Here is a 15,455-nt window from a genome sequence, read left to right on the forward strand (position 1 = left end):
AAGAAGGTATGGAACCAAAAGATTTAAGCAAAGAACAGGCCCTGGCGTTGCTGGAGGATTTCGCCAAGCGCTGGCTGGCCCATGATGGCCTCTGGTTTCTGGCCGTGGAAAAGCGCTACGGCCTGGAAAAGGCCATTGAACTGGATGAGGAGGCCTGGGCTACTTTTACGGTACTGGAGGCCAAACGGGTCAAGGAGTTTCTGGGACTGCCGGATAATGGCGGCCTGGAGGCCCTGAAAACCGCTTTGAAATTCCGGCTCTATGGTTTCCTCAATGAACAGGAGATTATCGAGGAGGGACCTAAGCGCATTGTCTATCGCATGAAAACCTGCCGGGTGCAGGCAGCCCGCAAGCGCAAAGGCCTGCCTGATTTCCCCTGCAAGCCGGTGGGAATCACCGAGTACAGCGGTTTTGCCAGAACCATCGACCCCAGAATCAAGACCCGCTGTATCGCCTGTCCTCCCGATGAACATCCGGAAGAATTTTATTGTGCCTGGGAATTTACACTGGAGGAGTAAGACAATCCCCCTGATAACGTACGTTATCAGGGGGATTTTTCAACGCACTATACCAGCTGCCGCAAAACCGGAGAATCTCCTCTCCACTCAGCTGCATTCCAGGTTTTAATACAACGGCCACGCAAACTGTTTCACCCCAGTCCGGGTGAGGCACACCAAAAACGGCAGCTTCCAGAACCTGCGGCAGCTGGGCCAGTACATCCTCCACTTCTTTAGGTCTGTTCTGATGTATTAACACCATAAATGATTTCAATAAGCCTCATTACCGTCGGGGGATTAAACCAGTGCATGCCAATAAAGCGGTCAGAACGATGAGATGCGGCAGCCAGTGCAGTGATACTGAGCTGGGATGTGTTGGAGGCAAAGATAGTGGGTTCTGGCAGGAGGGAGTGCAGTTGCAGTATTGGCCTTTGAAAAGACGAAAAATCCCCTTCAATACCATAATAAAAACACCTCTCCGTTTCCGAAGAGGTGTCTGTCCTTACTCGGCAGCAACAACTTCCTTGTTTTTGTAGAAACCGCATTCGGGGCAAACCCGATGAGGCATTTTCAGGGATTTGCACTGAGGGCAAACGGACATGCCAGGTCCGTCAATTTTCAACCACTGTGCTCTGCGATTGCGAGTGCGAGCCTTGGATTTCTTATTCTGTTGTACACCCATTGTCTACACCTCCTTCAAAAGCTTTTGCAGCACCGCCAAGCGGGGATCAATTTCCCCCCGGGGACACTGGCATTCACCTTCATTCAGGTTTTGGCCACACTTTGGACAAAGCCCCTTGCAACTTTCCTGGCAAAGACCGGAAATGGGCAAGTCCAGCACCATGGCGGCCTTAATTTCGGTATCAAGAAAAACTGCCTTGCCGGTAAAAATCGTGAATTTATCCCGATCTTCCTGCCCGGCCGGGCCCTCGGCAACTTCATGTAAGGGCAGGTATTCCACTTCCAGCGGTACTTCCAGAGGGAAGGTGTATGGTTCCAGGCAACGCCCGCACTGGCGCCTGATTTCCGTGCGGATTTCCCCTTTAACCTGGATAAGACGCCCTACTTTGGCCGCAGTCCCGCTGACAGAAACCGGCTTTACGAACTCCAGTTTTTCTTGTCCAAACTCCAGCGGCACCCATTGTTCCTCAAAAGCGAAAGCAATGGCCTGCCCTGGAGCCTTCAAAAGTTGGCTGACATCAATTTCCATCGGTTTTCACCTCAATAAATAGCCAACGTTAATTATACAGGCCAGAGGGGCCTTTGTCAATCAATTATTTTCCTGCCAGTACGGCCACTGTATCCCGGGCGATCATCAGCTCTTCATTGGTGGGTACAACCAGGACCTTGACCCGGGCAGAAGGCGCTGAGATATCGGCTTCCTGACCTCTCACCTGGTTCTTTTCGGCATCAATAGCAATCCCCAGGGCCTCCAGGTCACGACAAACCATTTCCCGAACCACCGAGGAGTTTTCCCCCAGCCCGGCGGTAAAGACAATAGCATCGACGCCATTGAGCACCGCCAGATAGGCACCGATATATTTCTTGACATCATAGCAGAAGATTTCCAGAGCCAGCCGGGCCCGTTCATGGCCCCGGGCAGCAGCTGCCTCCAGATCGCGGAAATCACTGCTCACCCCGGAAATGCCCAGTACCCCGGATTTCTTATTGAGAATACCGGTCACCTGCTCAGCAGTCAGGTTTTCCTTTTCCATGATATATGACACAATCGCCGGGTCGATATCTCCGCTGCGGGTACCCATGGTCAGGCCTTCCAGAGGAGTAAAGCCCATGGAGGTAGCCACTGATTTCCCCCCATCGATAGCAGTGATGGAAGCTCCATTGCCCAGGTGGCAGGTAATCAGTTTCAGCTGGTCTAAAGGCTTACCCAGCAACTGAGCGGCCCGCTGGGCCACATAACGGTGGGAAGTACCATGGAAGCCATAGCGGCGGATGCGATATTTTTCATAATACTCATAGGGCAAAGAGTAGATATAGGCTTTAGGTGGCATGGTCTGGTGAAAAGCCGTATCAAAGACGGCCACCTGGGGTACCCCGGGCAATAGGGCCTGACAGGCCTTAATCCCGATGATATTGGGTGGATTGTGAAGGGGAGCCAGTTCCACGCATTCCTCAATAGCTTTTAAAACCTCAGCATCTATGACAGTAGAGGCTGAAAACTTTTCCCCACCATGTACTACCCGGTGGCCTACGGCCTTGATTTCCCCCAATCCCCGTACCTGTTCCAGCACCAGACTGATAGCTGCCTGGTGGTCAGGGATATTCTGTTCAATTACAGTTTTATCCTCACCAACGCGGTGAGTCAAACAGCTGCCCTCCAGGCCGATCCGTTCTACCAGCCCTTTGGCCAGCACAGTTTCCTTTGCCATGTCAAATAACTGGTATTTCAAAGAAGAACTGCCGCAATTAATAACCAGTACATTCATTTAATGGTGCGCCTCCCTTGCTTGAGCCTGTACTGCAGTGATTGCTACAACATTGACGATATCATCCACACTGCAACCCCGGGAGAGGTCATTGACAGGAGCTGCCATACCCTGAAGTACGGGGCCAATAGCTTCTGCTCCCCCTAACCGCTGAGCCAGCTTGTACCCGATGTTGCCGGATTGCAGGTCCGGGAAAATCAGGACATTGACATGTCCGGCCACTTCACTGCCCGGGGCTTTGTATTGCCCTACTGCTGGTACCAGTGCAGCATCAGCCTGCAATTCCCCATCCACCTTTAAGTCAGGATAACGTTCCCGGGCAATATCCGTGGCCCGCTGCACCTTGGAAACCAGCTGGTGTTCCGCACTGCCTTTAGTAGAGAAGGAAAGCATGCCCACCCGGGGCTCAATACCGGCAAGATTGCGCGCAGTCTGGGCTGAAGCATAGGCGATTTCAGCCAGCTGCTCTGCCGTGGGGTCAGGATTAACAGCACAGTCGGCAAAAACCAGCACTCCGCCTTCACCATATTGTTCATTGGGTACAATCATGATAAAGGCCCCGGACACTACGGAAATACCGGGTGCAGTCTTGATAATCTGCAGGGCAGGACGCAACACATCTCCGGTGGTGCTCAGAGAGCCGGCCACCATGCCATCGGCATCTCCCATTTTTACCATCATGGCACCAAAATAAAGGGGATTGCGCAGCAAATGGTCAGCGGCATCACGGGTCAGGCCCTTCTCCTTGCGCAAATTCCAGAGGGCCTCCACATATTCCTCCCGGCGAGGGAATTTAAAGATATCCACGATTTCAGCTCCGGTCAGGTCTACCCCCAGCTCCCGACCATTGCCCAAAATCTCCTCCCTCTTCCCCAGTAAAACGGGATGGGCCAATCCTTCCCGCAAAATGATTTCCGTTGCCCGTAACACCCGTTCATCACTCGTTTCCGGTAGGACAATCTGTTGTTTCTTCTGTCGTGCCTTGTTCCAGATTTTTTCCATCAATTTTACTGCCATATGTATGCCCCCTTTGCTAGCCTACCAAAAAAATATTATACTACAAAGTAAGGAGATTTTGTAGCCGTAGCTTTTATTTTTAAGGAGGATATTATGCACGTCGTGGGGCTAATTACCGAATATAATCCCTTTCATAATGGCCATGCCTGGCATCTGCATGAAGCCAAACGTTTATCCGCCGCTGATTTCGTCCTGTGTGTCATGTCCGGTTCTTTTGTGCAGCGAGGGGAACCGGCTGTACTGGATAAATGGACCCGGGCCCAGATGGCCATCGCTGCCGGTGCCGATGTGGTACTGGAATTACCGGTAGCCTTTGTACTGCGTTCTGCCGGTACTTTTGCCAGAGGGGCTGTCCAGGTTTTAGCTGCAACCGGGGTAATCACTCATCTTTGTTTCGGCTCGGAAAGCGGCCAGCTGCAGCCCTTACAGGAAGTGGCTGATCTTCTGGATGAGGGCTGGTGGGAAAAGGATGTCGGAGAATTAATCCGTCAGGGCCACAGCTTTCCCAAAGCCCGCTATCTGGCTATGAAACAGCCGGAAGCCCTGGCTACTCCCAACAACATTCTGGGCGTGGAGTACCTGCGGGCCATCAAGAAAATGAATCTGGGCTGGGAAGTATTTACCATACCCCGGCGTCAGGCCCATTACCATGATGAAGAACTGCCTGCTGCTACCGAAAGGGAAACCATTGCTTCTGCCACAGCTGTACGCAAAGCCTGGCAGGAAAAGGGAACAGCCCCCCTCGCGTATTTGCCCGTGCCTACCTGGCCTTACCTGCAAGAGGCTGTTGAACAAGGCCGGGGTCCAGTATTCATGGACAGGCTCTGGCCTTTTCTCTGCTGGCAGCTGCGTCAGGATGGAGCAGAAAGCCGTTTGCTGGCTACCGTTGATGGAGAAAGGGCCCTGGTCAACCGGATCTTCAATGCCGTCACTGTAGCGGGCAGCTGGCAGGAACTGGTACAACTGACCAAAACCAAAGCCTATACCTGGACCCGGATTCAAAGGGTATTATGCCAGTTTTTGCTGAATTTTACCCGGGAAGAGGCAAATAACTGGGATGAAACCGGCCCAGCCTACCTCAGGCTGCTGGCCTATTCCCAGCGGGGGCGGCAATTGTTAAAGCAAATAAAAAAGGCCGGGAGCCTGCCCCTGGTTACTCGTACCACTCCCTGGCGTTACCACCGGCAAATGCGCCTGGATAGTCTGGCTACTGATTTGCACTCTCTCCTCTGGCCCCAGCCCTTGCCCCGCCCTGGTCTGGACTGGCGGCGCTGGCCCACCGGGCCAACAGGTTCCTGATGCCGGGCAGAGCCTGACGGGCTGTTTCTTCTCCCAAACGGATTAATTCTTCATAACAGTGAAAATCCCAGGAACCGATGTGTCCCAGTTGCGGTGTAATTAGCAAATCCGCTTCTTGTGGCAGGGTCTGACAAATCTGGCGCTCCAGAATCTCAATGCTCTGAATCGCCACTTCCCATAATTTCTCCGCCCGGTTATCAGCCAGGCCAAAGCGCACATCCACCCCGATAACCAGGTCTGCTCCCAGCTGACGAGCCATGCGAGCCGGCACCCGGGCGGTCAAGGCCCCATCCACCAGCCGACGCCCCTGCCAGTTTACCGGCTGGAAGACCACTGGTACAGCCGCTGAAGCCCGCAGAGCCAGGGCCAGTTCCCCCTCCTGAATAATGTACGGTTCCCCCTGATCCAAATCGGTTGCTACTACCGCCAGCGGTATCCGGGTCTGGGCAAAACTGCGCCCGCCGGTAAGCACTTTGAGAGCCTGATAAAAATTTTCCCCTTTATATAGCCCCAGCCCCCCCAATCCCAGATCCCGCCAGTTCAACTTACTGAGGGGGCCCACCAGATTAGCCAGCCAGCGGGGGCTGATGCCAGAGGCATAGAGGCCCCCGATAATCGCACCCATGGAAGTACCGACCAGTAAATCCAGAGGTAATCTTTCCTCTTCCCAGACCTTCAAAACCCCGATATGGGCCAATCCCCGGGCTGAGCCAGCCCCCAGGGCCAGAGCTAGCCGTGGCCGCCTCTCCTGCATGGCCTCACCCCCTGGTCTGATTTCTCCGCCTCTGCCATATATTTATTCATGGAAAGGCAGGGGATAGGAATTGAACAGGGAAAAACAAAAACTGCATCAGGGCTATTTCATCCTGATTTGTTCTCTCTTGCTAGTTGTTTCCCTGGCTATCAGCCCCAAAGTTGCTTTTCAAGGGGCCTTGCGTGGCACCAGAGCCTGGTTTGAAATCGTTCTTCCGGCTCTCCTGCCCTTTTTTATCGGTTCAGCCTTACTGGAACGTTATGGTCTCACCCACTGCCTGGGGGTATTGCTGGAGCCGGTAATGCGCCCCCTCTTTAATCTGCCCGGTGCCGCCGCTTTCGTCCTGGCCGTAGGCTATACTTCCGGTTATCCCATTGGTGCTGTTATCACAGCCAGTGAAATCAAAGCAGGGCGACTGACGCCGGCAGAAGGCCAGCGCTTGCTGGCCTTTACCAATAACGCCTCGCCCTTGTTCATGCTGGGAGCAGTAGCCGTTGGCATGCTGGGCCAGCCAGCCCTGGGCTGGACCCTGGCTGCCGGCCATTATGCGGCCAATCTGACCCTGGGTATCCTGTTAGCCTGGCGCAGCCGCCAGCATTCATCCCGGCCGCCACTTAAGGCCGGAAATCACAAAATCTGGGCAGCAGCTTTGCAAGAATTACGCCAAAAACTGCTGGCCAATGAGCGCCCCTTGGGCAACCATCTGGCCGAAGCTGTAGGAGAAGCATGCAATAAACTGCTGGCTATCGGCGGGTTTATCATTGTTTTTGCTACCATCAGCCAGCTGCTGCTTCATTTTGGCCTGCTGGGAGCTCTGGCCCGTCTACTGGATTGGCCTTTTCAACTCCTGGGCCTGCCCGAGGGAATTGGTTTGGCTCTCGGCACTGGTTTGCTGGAAATCACCCTGGGCTGTCAGCAGGCCAGTATCAGCGACCTGCCCTTGCAGGCTAAAGTCCTTACCATCGCCGCTATTTTGGCCTGGAGCGGTTTTTCCGTCATTGCCCAGGTGGCCAGCTTTATCAGTTCCACTTCATTGCGCTTGCTGCCTTTTATCAAAGCACGACTGGTTCATATCTTACTGGCCATACCTTATACTTATTTTTTTTATCAGCTGGGCTGGAGTATACCAGCCGCAGCCTGGCCCCTACCTCAGGCTGCTAATGCCTCCTGGCTGGGGCTTTTGGTTTATTCCGGTCAATTATTTCTTTTCACCCTGCTGGTGCTGACTCTGCTGGCCATTATCAGCAGTTTACTGCACCGGCTAAAATCCTAACCCATCTGATTAGCCCGGTTCTTTTGCTGCAAATCCCGTAACTGCTCCTGGCCGGTCTTCAATTCATCCAGTACGTGACTCAAATTGCTTTCCAGCTTGAGCAAAATATCCAGGGCATAATCAGTAGCCCCTTCCCGAATCTGCCGGGCCATTTCTTCCGCCTGCCTGATGATATCTTCAGCATGGGCTTGGGCCTCTTTGACCACTTCACTTTCATGGGCCAGTTTGCTTTTCTCATCATGGGCCTGGTCGATAATTCTTTTCGCTTGCTGTTCCGCATCTTGCAGAATCCGCTGATATTCCCTGGTAATCATCCGGGCCTGCTTCAACTCGTCCGGTAAAAGCACCCGGATCCGGTCCAGGATTTCGATAAGATCACCGGCATCCAGCAAGACCTTATTGCTAATGGGTACACGAAAAGCTTCATTCACCATTTCTTCCAGGTTATCCAGTAAATCCAGTACTTCCACTCGCTGCTCCCCTCCAATGGGTAAATTTAGCCCTTGAGCTGGGCCAGTTTTTCCTTGATTTTAATTTCGACAACCTCGGGGACAAATCCTTTAATGCAACCACCATAATTTGCAATTTCTTTAATTAAACTGGAACTGATAAAGGAATATTCCGCCCGCGCCATCATAAAAAAGGTCTCCACGGAAGGCTTGAGCTTGCGGTTGGTTACCGCCATTTGTAATTCATTTTCAAAATCGGAAATCGCCCGCAAGCCGCGGATAATTACCCGCGCCTTCTGGGAAACAACATAGTCTACTGTCAAACCAGTAAAGCTGTCTACCCTGACATTAGGATAGGGCCGCAAAACTTCCCGTAATAATTCAACTCGTTCTTCCATTGAAAAAAGAGGTTTCTTAGCAGAATTAACCGAAACAGCGACTATCACCTGATCAAACACATCTGCCGCCCTTTCGATAATATCCAGATGGCCATTGGTGATAGGATCAAAACTACCCGGGTAAACAGCTATTTTCACTCTGCCTTCTCCTCCTCAATATAGAAATTCAAGGCCGCTTCCCCATATTTTTCCCGCCGTTTCAGCCGGTAACCTGCTATCTCTTCAATAGCCGGCTCCCGTGACCTGGTCTCTACTATAATCCAGCCCTCCTGCTGAAGCAGCCGGTATTGCGAAAGCAATGGCAACACTCGGGACAAATGTCCTTGTTCATAGGGCGGATCGAGAAAGATAAAATCAAATTTTCTCCCTTCCCGTCCCAAACGGGGAATGGCGCGATAGACATCATCCTTTAATACCTCTGCCCTTTCCTCCAGGCCGGTGCTGGACAAGTTGTCCCTGATGCAGGCCAGGGCTTTCGGGTCCTTTTCCACCAGCACTGCCCGGGTTGCTCCCCGGCTGAGGGCTTCAATCGCCAGGGCCCCGGTACCGGCAAACAGGTCAAGACAGGTACTATCCCAGATTCGGTTCCCGATAATATTGAACAGAGCTTCTCTGACCCGGTCCAGAGTCGGCCGGGTGGAAATACCCCTGGGAGCTTTCAGTTTTCGACCTCTGGCCTGTCCAGCTATTACCCGCAATTTTTTCACCTCATTTGCATTATAGCATAGAAAAAATTTTTTTCCAGATGTATAAACCTTTTCCCTGCAGGTAATAAATATAAATGAACCAGTCAACACTCTCCCTACAAGCTCTTTCTCCGGTTTCTCCTCTCCCAATGTTACCCGCAAGGGTAACAAATTGGGCCACACCGCAAGGTAGTGGCCTTCTTTTTTTATCTAGGATAGAGATGCAGTTGTCCTCTGGTATCCAGCAAGGCGAAAAAGATTTGCTGTGGCTGCTGGTACCCCTGTTTTTGCAGCTCTCCAACCAGCCAGTTTTCCGACAGACCAATCTGTCCCAGATTATGTTTTTGTACAATCCCATCTTTGATTAAGGGGATAGGTAATCCCTCATAACTCGTAGCTAAACTCAGATCAGCAGGAGTAACGGGACGATTCTGGCTTTTGGGGATTACACTTAGCTTTCCGGAAGTCTCCAGTACCGCGAATTCCACTTCCGCCGGTGAGGTAAAACCCTTTTCCCGTAACTGAGCCATTAAATCATCCAGGCTATAGCGCAAGCGTTTCATTTCCTCAATTACCGGCTGGCCATTAGCCACAACAATGGAAGGCTGTCCATCCATCAGTTTACGAAAGACCGGAAATTTTAACGCCAAATAGGAAGTGATAATTTCCAGCAAAACCACTACCAGAATAGGCACCAGGCTGGGCAACAGGGGTTTCTGGTAATACTCCATGGGAATAGCAGCCAGTTCTGCCAGCACAATAAAAACCACAATATCAAAAGTGGATAACTGTCCTACTTCTCTTTTTCCCATTAACCTTACCATGACCAGAATGAAAATATAAACAAAAATTGCCCGCAACACCACGTTTGCCATATATTTCCCTCCAAAAAATTATGTATAATTGCGAAAATTGCCGGGTACATTAAAGGCAGAAATTTGGAGAGGAAGATAATTCATGGCGCGACCGGAATTGCTTAAGCATTTTTCCATCAATCTCGATCTGGCTCTCGAAGCCCATGAAGCGATTCGGGGCCAGGTACAACGGGAAATTCCCGGTGTCGCAATGGAAAAACTGCAAAAACCTCATGCCACCGTAACCATCGTTACAGTCCTGGATGCCCAGGGAGAGCAATTAATGGGTAAACCGCCAGGTAAATATATTACCATCGAAGCACCAGATATCCGGGAAGGTAACCGGTTAGTACAGGCCGAAATCGCCCGGGTCTTTGCCGACCAGCTTAAATCCCTGCTATCCCTGGGGCCAGATGCCACCGTTCTTCTGGTCGGACTGGGCAACTGGAAGGCTACCCCGGATGCGCTGGGGCCCAGAGTAATCAATTCCGTCCTGGTAACCCGCCACCTTTTTCATTATGCCCCCCAGGAACTGGCCGGAGGGATGCGCCCGGTTTGCGCTCTGGCCCCGGGTGTCCTTGGTATAACCGGCATTGAAACCGCTGAAATCATCCGTGGGGTAGTGGACAGAGTCAAGCCCAATGCTGTTATCTGCATTGATGCCCTGGCCGCTGGCAGTGCCATGCGCATCGGCACTACTATCCAGCTAGCTGACACCGGTATAAGTCCCGGTTCCGGCCTGGGTCATAAACGACAGGGTTTAAATCAAGAGACTCTGGGGGTTCCTGTGATTGCCATTGGCATCCCCACCGTTTGTCATGCTGCTGTTATTGCCGGCGAGGCTATCGATAAATTACTGGAGCAGTTCCAGACCAGCCCAACCCTATATCAAATATACAAGAATCTCAATCCGGCTATGATTCAACAAATTATTAATGAAGTGCTGCACCCTTTCGCCGGCAATCTGGTTATGACTCCCAAGGATATTGATGATTTAATTTCCGAATGTGCCAGGATAGTCGCAGGTGGTCTGAATTTGGCCCTCCACCCCGGTATTCCCGAACAGGAAGCCTTCAGCTACCTGCACTAGCCATAGATGGAGAAAGGCGGGACCAAACCCGCCTTCTCCGCCACCCTTATTGCTGGGGAGTAGTGGTGCCAGCTTGCCCGGCCAGAGCTTGTTCAGCCAGCTGCACCATTTTCTTGGTCATCCATCCACCGATGCTGCCACACTCCCGTGAGGTCATATTTTCATAGCCAACAGTCTGGATTTTTTCCGCTAAACCGATTTCATTAGCGATTTCATATTTGAACTGTTCCAAAGCCCTTTTGGCACCGGGAACCGCAGTTTTGTTCCGATTTCTGGCCATGATGCCTCAACCTCCTTCGTTACTGTTGTACACGACCAGCCAAAGCCTGTTCAGCCAGTTGTACCATTTTCTTGGTCATCCATCCACCGATGCTGCCACATTCACGGGAGGTCATGTTTTCATAACCAACAGTCTGAATCTTGCCGGCTAAGCCGATTTCATTGGCCACTTCCATTTTGAACTGCTCCAGGGCCCGTTTGGCGCCGGGAACAGCCGGTTGATTGGTATTGCGTCCGCCTGGCATCTTTATCACCTCCTTTGCTGTTGGTGTTCATAGTATCCATCAAATTCAGTCACCCTATACGCAACAGTTATTGGCGCGGCTGTTTACCTGTTTCCTCTTTTGTAAAAGGAATGTTGCCAATGCCAGTGATGCCCAGTTCAGAAGCTACTTCATACTGAAATTTTTTCAGCTCCGGAGTCAGAGGAAATTCCTTTTTATTTTTTTTCGCCATCATCCTCACCTCCTCTCGAGGGTGTAAAAAGCCAGGAGAAAAATCTCCTGGCTGGTGCGACTGGACTTACTGTTTTGGATGGGCCAGACTCCGTTCCGCCATTTCAATGGCTTTGTGCACCATCATGCCACATTGCCGCGAGGTAACGCCACCGAAACCTTCCCGCTGGACGATGTCCGCCACCCCTAATTCTCTGGCAATTTCCCACTTCAACTGCTCGGACATGATACTGCGCCGTCTGCCCATGGCCACTACCTCCTTCACCATCGCACCATTTATAGTTTGCGTGATTTGCTTAAAACTAACCAGGCAATTTTTGCCAAAAACAAAAGCGGGCTAACCCGCTTTTAATACTCCTCATTGGAAACATAGCCGACCCGACCGGCCAGCAAAGTTTGGCCTCAAACATCGCATTTATTTTCAGGATTGCGAAAGACACTGTTGCCACACTGGGGACATTTGACTGCTGCTTCGGCATTATCCGGTTGTACAGGTTTTACCATCTTCATTTCACCTCCTGCCATAGTTTGCGGCAGGAAGGCGAAAAAAATACTCTTATCTCAGCAGCCACTTAATAATTAGCATATGCTACCACAATTGCACGAAGAAGGAAGCATGGAAATCAACCGGAACAGCAGTCTACAACATCAATTACAACGTGGTCATGGCTGATCACGTACAAGTTTTTCTCTCCGCTCCTCCCAAAATAGCCCCGGCGGTAATCGCCAAAGAGGTGACTCCTGTGGCACCTGCGGAGAGAGTACGATAGTTATAGCTTCCTACCACCCCCTATAAAAACATACCTGCTTTATCACTTTTTGTCACACTGTAAACAAAAACACAGCGATTATTCATCGCTGTAACGAACCAAAAACCGGGAGTATTTTTCCTTACACTCCTGAAGACATTTAACCTCTAGTTTTTGATAGGCCCGGCGGACTATAGTTTTCACTGTGTTTTTGCTAATTCTCAGCTTCCTAGCCACTGCTTCATAACTATATCCAGCAACCAGGTACTCCAAAACAACCTTTTCCCGCCCGGACAGTTCCAAATACTTCAGCCTCTCCTTGTCTGCCGCAACATGAGTCTCCCGGTCAACTTCCCTGGAAATTATTTTTGCCAACATTTCAACTAAAGGAATCATCTTTATTAAATCGGTTTCAATATGCGCAGAAATGTCCAAAAAACCCATTATTCCATGATAACTGCTATAAATCGGAACAGCAACACAGTACCAGGATTTTAAGAAATCACAATAATGCTGTTCTCCTCTAACTACTACCGTTTTTAGTTCTTGCATGGCCAAGCAGATGGCATTGGTTCCGGCACTTTCACAACTAAAAGATGTACCTCTCCTTATTCCAAGTTCAGCACACATTTTTAACACTTCCGGACTACAGGTAAGCTCCAGGACATACCCTTCCTTATCACAGAGCAGGAATAATACATTTTTATCCAGCAAACTGGCATAACTTTCCTGCAGCAGCGGAGCCGCGATCTCTAATAAAATCTTGTTCTGCTTTATTCTAACTAATGTTTTTTGTTTACTCAAACAAATCCTGGGTCTGTCCTGGTCCGGTTTAATGCCAAGTTGTTTGGATTTTTGCCATGATTCATTGATCCGCACTGAATCAAAAAATAAGACACTGGTATCCTGGTGGAGAAAATCAAGTTGTTTCCATTTATCAAACAAAAAGATTCCCCCCTCTTAATCTCCCCCATTCCTATGTCTATATTTTATCATGTGAAACTTTTCCTGAGAAGAAAAAACGGGCCAGCCCCCTGCTTGTCTACGACCGGTGAGCCTGGGAAGGGGCAGGCGGTTAAAACTGTTGACAGTGCTGCCCTATTTAAAACTCGGGAGTAATCGTTACCGAATGAGGCAACTCTTATACGCCATTACCACAAAATCTCCCAACAGATACTTGTGGAAAAATCCTTACAAAAATAACGAATTTCCTCTTGCAAAAAACAATTCTAATTTTGTGATACAGGAGGAATAGTAGTTGATGAATTTATTTTCTTCCAGATTGATTTGATTACAACTTTATACAATAGGTTACCGAAGATTACATAGAATATTATAGTTGCAGTTAAACAGAAATAACATAAATTCCCAGCCCAAAAAAATTGAGCGCACTGTAGAAAAGATGCAAAGCTAGCACATAACATCGCAGTTAAAAGTGTCAGATATTTTAGGCTTGAAAAACGCATTGAAAAATGATTCAAAACCGCAAGGGTGACAGAAGCAACAACTCCTATCAACGCTATAATTACACCATCTATTGGCAGAAAGAATATTTGGTTACACAAAGAACAGCCTTTAACAGTATATTTGACCCAAGCCGTATAACTAAGTAAAACTGCGTTAATTAACGATAAACAAGTTGTTGTATTTATCTTCCACACCTTTTCCCTTCCCCATTTCTTAATATAGCATTTTTATTAATCTATTAACGTTTTCTATGCGGAAATGCGCTTCGGGGGTCTCCTATCCAATCTCCTATAACCTTCCATATACCTTTATATTTACTAGCTTTTTTTTCTTTTAAGTAAAAAGGATACCATAAAAAAGTTGTTGAAAAAATCAAATAATATACTATCATTGAAATAAATCCAAAGGCTCCATTATTTGTATAGCTTTTAATAATAAAGTTAATTGTAAGTCCCAAAGTAATATTTAAAACTATAAGAGCACCATACCTGTTCCTAAAAAGAGTTCCAATTTCTAGCCAAATTCCCTTATAGCGCTGCGGTTGTTTGTCACGTAAATAAAATGGATATAAAAGAAAAAATGCATAAACTAAAAGAACTATAATATTTATAAGTAGCCACCAAGAATTCATAGATTTTAACCTCTTTCAACTAATTTAAGAATATGGTTGAAGCCACTCGGCTTCAACCATATTAACCCTCTATTTACAATAACCTATATCTTGGCATAAAGATGGACAAGTAATGTAACTTCCTACTCCACCACAAATAATACTATAGACAACTCCACAAATTATCGGACAGGTGAAGTTTCCAAATGGTGAACAGGCAATCATACATGCGAAATAACTAGTTAACCCACAACCACCGTTCCAGAGGGTATTACATATTCCAAGACAGATGTCACAACTAGTCCATGCCGCGTTTATTTCTTTTTGAGAACCAGTTTTATCTTTTTTATCATACGGAATAAAAGGCCCTTCTTTCCAATTAATTTTAGGTTGATTATTAATAATTTCTATTTTAGAGGTATTATAGATTTTTCCATTTTTAATGTCGTAAACATCTATTGTTTTTGTACCATTTACGTTTTGAAGAACACCTGCACCTACTTTCACTTTACCATTAAAATCTGCGTAACAAGTTGAATATCTTTAGATCCTTTAATTGTTAATATTAATACATTCCCTTGTTTTTTGGAGTATACATAGTTCGCTGCTCTTTTCTCTGATACCTCATAGCTGCCGCCTGTTAACTTATCCAGTAAAATACGTACATCCTGTTTTTTTAACGCCTCTTCAGCCAAGCTTTCTAGCTCTTTCCCTGTAATTTCCGTGTAGTCTAAAGAACTATTCTTTTTAAAAAAGTCAGCAGTTACATACCCAGCCATTGCCGGCGTTGCTAGCAAAATTAAGGATAGAATAACCGCAATAAACATACTTATCCTTTTATCAACCTTTAATAACATAAATTTTACCTCCTAACTTAGTATACTTTAGTTGTCATCAGGTAGACTTTTATAAATCTATTAAAGTTTTTTAAACGAAATAGTCAGCACCATCGGATGACAATGCGATAAAAGTAAGAGCTTCCTACCACCCCCATAAACACATACCTGTTACCCTCACTCTTCTGTATATGAATATATCCCATTTTGATTAATTATGGTATCACCCCGTTTGTCACCTTTTTGTCACCTTTTTTGTCACCCCATAAACATTACGCAGTGACCCTCAAAAGAA

General features: G+C 48.4%; 22 protein-coding genes and 2 pseudogenes. 5 read left to right on the forward strand and 19 right to left on the reverse strand.

Annotation, left to right across the window (positions count from 1 at the left end; all coding sequences use genetic code 11):
• Positions 1-8 precede the first annotated feature (8 nt).
• Positions 9-518 carry a DUF6125 family protein gene (locus B5D20_RS03960; RefSeq protein ID WP_078664929.1) on the forward strand — a complete coding sequence of 170 codons (510 nt, stop codon included), beginning with the start codon at positions 9-11 and terminating at the stop codon, positions 516-518.
• Here the strand turns inward: B5D20_RS03960 and B5D20_RS03965 are convergent.
• The 6 genes and pseudogenes from B5D20_RS03965 to pta all read right to left on the reverse strand — a co-directional run bounded on the left by B5D20_RS03965 (position 502) and on the right by pta (position 3,961).
• Positions 502-759, reverse strand: coding sequence for an AMP-binding enzyme (locus B5D20_RS03965; RefSeq protein ID WP_078664930.1), 258 nt, complete (start codon positions 757-759; stop codon positions 502-504). The two genes, B5D20_RS03960 and B5D20_RS03965, sit on opposite strands and share 17 nt — an antisense overlap.
• Positions 734-895 (reverse strand): annotated as a pseudogene (locus B5D20_RS14340) (3-hydroxyacyl-CoA dehydrogenase NAD-binding domain-containing protein); the annotation flags it as partial. The gene B5D20_RS03965 and the pseudogene B5D20_RS14340, both read right to left, overlap by 26 nt.
• A gap of 104 nt (positions 896-999) precedes the next feature.
• Positions 1,000-1,179 carry a 50S ribosomal protein L32 gene (gene rpmF, locus B5D20_RS03975; protein WP_078664932.1) on the reverse strand — a complete coding sequence of 60 codons (180 nt, stop codon included), beginning with the start codon at positions 1,177-1,179 and terminating at the stop codon, positions 1,000-1,002.
• Between the two features lie 3 nt (positions 1,180-1,182).
• Complete coding sequence (locus tag B5D20_RS03980) at positions 1,183-1,707, reverse strand: YceD family protein (RefSeq protein WP_078664933.1); 525 nt, start codon at positions 1,705-1,707, stop codon at positions 1,183-1,185.
• A gap of 64 nt (positions 1,708-1,771) precedes the next feature.
• Positions 1,772-2,944 carry an acetate/propionate family kinase gene (locus B5D20_RS03985; protein ID WP_078664934.1) on the reverse strand — a complete coding sequence of 391 codons (1,173 nt, stop codon included), beginning with the start codon at positions 2,942-2,944 and terminating at the stop codon, positions 1,772-1,774.
• Positions 2,945-3,961 (reverse strand): phosphate acetyltransferase, encoded by a 1,017-nt coding sequence (gene pta / locus B5D20_RS03990; protein ID WP_078664935.1) that lies wholly within the window; start codon positions 3,959-3,961, stop codon positions 2,945-2,947. It lies immediately after the preceding gene.
• A 93-nt stretch (positions 3,962-4,054) separates the two neighbouring features.
• On the opposite strand from pta, the gene B5D20_RS03995 reads away from it, so the two are divergent.
• Entirely contained in the window at positions 4,055-5,260 is a 1,206-nt protein-coding gene (locus B5D20_RS03995) for a nucleotidyltransferase (RefSeq protein WP_078664936.1), read from the forward strand.
• On the opposite strand, the gene B5D20_RS04000 is transcribed toward B5D20_RS03995, so the two are convergent.
• The gene (locus B5D20_RS04000; RefSeq protein WP_078664937.1) at positions 5,169-6,014 is read right to left on the reverse strand and encodes a patatin-like phospholipase family protein; all 846 of its coding nucleotides are present in this window, start codon (positions 6,012-6,014) and stop codon (positions 5,169-5,171) included. The two genes, B5D20_RS03995 and B5D20_RS04000, sit on opposite strands and share 92 nt — an antisense overlap.
• Positions 6,015-6,084: 70 nt before the next feature.
• Between B5D20_RS04000 and ylbJ the strand changes: the two genes are divergently transcribed.
• Entirely contained in the window at positions 6,085-7,287 is a 1,203-nt protein-coding gene (gene ylbJ / locus B5D20_RS04005; protein WP_078664938.1) for a sporulation integral membrane protein YlbJ, read from the forward strand.
• Here ylbJ and B5D20_RS04010 read toward each other — a convergent pair.
• Genes B5D20_RS04010 through B5D20_RS04025 form a run of 4 tightly spaced genes read right to left on the reverse strand, consistent with a single transcriptional unit; the run spans position 7,284 to position 9,695 of the window.
• Positions 7,284-7,757, reverse strand: coding sequence for an ATP synthase subunit B family protein (locus tag B5D20_RS04010; RefSeq protein WP_078664939.1), 474 nt, complete (start codon positions 7,755-7,757; stop codon positions 7,284-7,286). The two genes, ylbJ and B5D20_RS04010, sit on opposite strands and share 4 nt — an antisense overlap.
• Positions 7,758-7,783: 26 nt before the next feature.
• On the reverse strand, positions 7,784-8,272 hold the full coding sequence (gene coaD, locus B5D20_RS04015; RefSeq protein WP_078664940.1) for a pantetheine-phosphate adenylyltransferase: 489 nt from the start codon (positions 8,270-8,272) through the stop codon (positions 7,784-7,786).
• Complete coding sequence (rsmD, locus tag B5D20_RS04020) at positions 8,269-9,003, reverse strand: 16S rRNA (guanine(966)-N(2))-methyltransferase RsmD (protein WP_341429557.1); 735 nt, start codon at positions 9,001-9,003, stop codon at positions 8,269-8,271. Before rsmD ends, coaD begins: the two co-directional genes overlap by 4 nt.
• Before the next feature lie 23 nt (positions 9,004-9,026).
• Positions 9,027-9,695, reverse strand: coding sequence for a DUF421 domain-containing protein (locus tag B5D20_RS04025; RefSeq protein WP_078664941.1), 669 nt, complete (start codon positions 9,693-9,695; stop codon positions 9,027-9,029).
• An 82-nt stretch (positions 9,696-9,777) separates the two neighbouring features.
• Here B5D20_RS04025 and gpr point away from each other — a divergent pair, with 82 nt between their 5' ends.
• Positions 9,778-10,764: a GPR endopeptidase gene (gpr, locus tag B5D20_RS04030; RefSeq protein ID WP_078664942.1), complete on the forward strand. Its 987-nt coding sequence runs from the start codon at positions 9,778-9,780 to the stop codon at positions 10,762-10,764.
• Positions 10,765-10,810: 46 nt separating this feature from the next.
• Here gpr and B5D20_RS04035 read toward each other — a convergent pair whose 3' ends face one another.
• From B5D20_RS04035 to B5D20_RS04045, 4 genes are all read right to left on the reverse strand, one after another.
• Positions 10,811-11,044, reverse strand: a complete 234-nt coding sequence (locus B5D20_RS04035) for an alpha/beta-type small acid-soluble spore protein (RefSeq protein WP_078664943.1) — start codon at positions 11,042-11,044, stop codon at positions 10,811-10,813.
• Positions 11,045-11,063: 19 nt separating this feature from the next.
• Complete coding sequence (locus B5D20_RS04040; protein WP_078664944.1) at positions 11,064-11,288, reverse strand: alpha/beta-type small acid-soluble spore protein; 225 nt, start codon at positions 11,286-11,288, stop codon at positions 11,064-11,066.
• A 67-nt stretch (positions 11,289-11,355) separates the two neighbouring features.
• Positions 11,356-11,499, reverse strand: a complete 144-nt coding sequence (locus tag B5D20_RS13810; protein ID WP_159071902.1) for an alpha/beta-type small acid-soluble spore protein — start codon at positions 11,497-11,499, stop codon at positions 11,356-11,358.
• 66 nt (positions 11,500-11,565) lie between these two features.
• Entirely contained in the window at positions 11,566-11,745 is a 180-nt protein-coding gene (locus B5D20_RS04045) for a small, acid-soluble spore protein, alpha/beta type (protein WP_078664945.1), read from the reverse strand.
• Positions 11,746-12,160: 415 nt separating this feature from the next.
• Between B5D20_RS04045 and B5D20_RS14280 the strand changes: the two are divergent.
• A pseudogene (locus B5D20_RS14280) lies at positions 12,161-12,229 on the forward strand (IS200/IS605 family transposase); the annotation flags it as partial.
• A 117-nt stretch (positions 12,230-12,346) separates the two neighbouring features.
• Here B5D20_RS14280 and B5D20_RS04050 read toward each other — a convergent pair.
• The 4 genes from B5D20_RS04050 to B5D20_RS04060 all read right to left on the reverse strand — a co-directional run bounded on the left by B5D20_RS04050 (position 12,347) and on the right by B5D20_RS04060 (position 15,181).
• The gene (locus tag B5D20_RS04050) at positions 12,347-13,192 is read right to left on the reverse strand and encodes a LuxR C-terminal-related transcriptional regulator (RefSeq protein WP_078664946.1); all 846 of its coding nucleotides are present in this window, start codon (positions 13,190-13,192) and stop codon (positions 12,347-12,349) included.
• 760 nt (positions 13,193-13,952) lie between these two features.
• Complete coding sequence (locus B5D20_RS04055; RefSeq protein ID WP_078664947.1) at positions 13,953-14,345, reverse strand: hypothetical protein; 393 nt, start codon at positions 14,343-14,345, stop codon at positions 13,953-13,955.
• Between the two features lie 69 nt (positions 14,346-14,414).
• Entirely contained in the window at positions 14,415-14,831 is a 417-nt protein-coding gene (locus B5D20_RS13630) for a hypothetical protein (RefSeq protein ID WP_143311788.1), read from the reverse strand.
• Positions 14,828-15,181 carry a hypothetical protein gene (locus B5D20_RS04060; RefSeq protein ID WP_078664948.1) on the reverse strand — a complete coding sequence of 118 codons (354 nt, stop codon included), beginning with the start codon at positions 15,179-15,181 and terminating at the stop codon, positions 14,828-14,830. Before B5D20_RS04060 ends, B5D20_RS13630 begins: the two co-directional genes overlap by 4 nt.
• Between the last annotated feature and the right edge of the window lie 274 nt (positions 15,182-15,455).

Source organism: Carboxydocella sporoproducens DSM 16521 (assembly GCF_900167165.1).
Lineage (GTDB): Bacteria > Bacillota.